Annotated in this window: 2 protein-coding genes and 1 pseudogene; 2 read left to right on the top strand and 1 reads right to left on the bottom strand. The window is 65.3% G+C overall.

Annotation, left to right across the window (positions count from 1 at the left end; genetic code table 11):
• Positions 1-377, bottom strand: a 377-nt coding sequence (locus tag JCM21793_RS22945; RefSeq protein WP_025031858.1) for a cobalamin biosynthesis protein, incomplete at its 3' end; no start/stop codon positions are given.
• Here JCM21793_RS22945 and cobD point away from each other — a divergent pair.
• Both cobD and JCM21793_RS22935 read left to right on the top strand, forming a co-directional pair.
• A pseudogene (cobD, locus tag JCM21793_RS27960) lies at positions 370-1,415 on the top strand (threonine-phosphate decarboxylase CobD). The gene JCM21793_RS22945 and the pseudogene cobD overlap by 8 nt on opposite strands.
• A partial coding sequence (locus tag JCM21793_RS22935) for a tyrosine phosphatase family protein (protein WP_025031857.1) occupies positions 1,415-1,793 on the top strand: 379 nt, incomplete at its 3' end. The pseudogene cobD and the gene JCM21793_RS22935, both read left to right, overlap by 1 nt.

Here is a 1,793-nt window from a genome sequence, read left to right as displayed (position 1 = left end):
CGAAACCGCTCTTCGGCCTCCGCGAGCCCGCCGGCGTCCAGCCCGTCCGCCACCGCTTTCACATGGCTTGCAAGGCTCCGCTGGGCGATCAGCGAACTGCCGGCAAGCGCGGCGACCAGCAGCCCGGCCCAGCCGAAAAGAGCCGTCTGGATCAACCAGCCCGCCAGACCTGCAAGCATCAGAATGACGGCCAGCGAGAGCGCGCCATTCAGGCGGCGCGCACCCGGCGAAAGGGTTTCGACATTGCATCGCGCGTCCGCCAGCGCGATAAGACGGCCAATCCAGGTGACGGGATGACCGATCAGGCGAAAGAGCCGCTGCGGATAACCGATGGCGAGCTCGACCAGCATGGATGAAAGGACGATCAGAATGGACATCAGGCCTCGACTGGCTGACCGGGCGACGGACAGGGTGACCGATCACGGCGGCAGTCTCGTACAGGCTTCGGCGCTCTTTCCAGATGCGCCTATGCCCTTTCTCGACCTGTCCACCGGCATCAACCCGAACCCCTATCCTTTTTCGCCCCTGCCTGCCAGCGCTGTCGAGCGCCTGCCCGAAGAGGCTGACATCGCCGCCCTGACGGAGCGAGCCGCCGCATATTATGGCGCACCGTCTGCCGCCCATGTCATCGCCGCGCCGGGAAGCCAGCTTCTTCTGCCGCTCGTCGCGTCGCTTCTGGCGCCCGGCCCAGCCCGCATTCTCGGTCCCACCTATGCCGAACACGCGCGCGCCGCCGCACTCGCCGGTCATACGGTCGAAGAGGTGGAGCGTTTCGATGCGCTTCATGGCGCGCGGCTTGCCGTGGTGGTCAATCCAAACAATCCCGACGGGCGGCTGATCGGCCGCAGCGAATTGCTCCATCTTGCGGAAAATCTGCGCCGCAATGGCGGTATTCTGGTGGTCGATGAGGCCTTCATGGATGTCGGCCCGCAGGCCGAGAGCCTCGCCGGCGATGTGGAAGCCGGCAACATCGTGGTGCTTCGCTCGTTCGGGAAGTTCTTCGGTCTCGCTGGCCTGCGTCTGGGGTTCGCACTTGCTTCGGAAGAGCTTGCGCAGAAACTTTCCGCATGGCTGGGCCCATGGGCAGTTGCAGGGCCGGCGCTTCATGCCGGGCTTGAGGCATTCGCGGACCGCGACTGGCAGAGCGCCATGCGGCGTGATCTCATCAAGCACGCATAAGGCTCGATGCCCTTTTCGACGACGCAGGACTGAAGATCGACGCCGGCACCGATCTCTTCCGCTTCCTGCGCCATCCCCGAGCGGCAGAGCTCTTCCATCATCTGGGCCGCAACGGCATTCTCGTGCGGCGTTTCGCGGAGCGTTCCGATTGCCTGCGCATCGGCCTGCCGGGAGACGATCAGGCTTTCGAGCGCGTTCGTATGGTGCTGGAAAGCTGGCCCGGGAGCAGCCGGTGATGCTCTATGTCTGCCCCGCTTCGCATCTGGAACGCATGCTGAAAGCGACCGGCGCGCGGCACATGATCTCTTTGACATCGAGCGGTGAACCGCCCGCTCTTGACCAGATCGATACGGTTCCGAAACGTCTCCATCTGGCCATGCACGACATCACGGACCAGCGCCCGGGGCTGATCGCGCCGGCCCTGGATCAGGTCGAGCAATTGCTCGATTTCGCCCGCGACTGGGACTGGCGCTCGCCGATGGTCGTGCATTGCCATGCGGGCATCAGCCGCTCCACGGCCGCCGCCTATGTCATCGCCAATGCCTTCGCGCGCGAGATGGACGAGTTCGCCCTGGCGCGGATGCTGCGCGAGCGCGCCCCGAGCGCCACGCCCA

The organism is Nitratireductor aquibiodomus NL21 = JCM 21793, from assembly GCF_000615975.1.
In the GTDB taxonomy this organism is placed as follows: domain Bacteria; phylum Pseudomonadota; class Alphaproteobacteria; order Rhizobiales; family Rhizobiaceae; genus Nitratireductor; species Nitratireductor aquibiodomus.
This window is presented reverse-complemented; position numbering and strand designations above follow the sequence as displayed.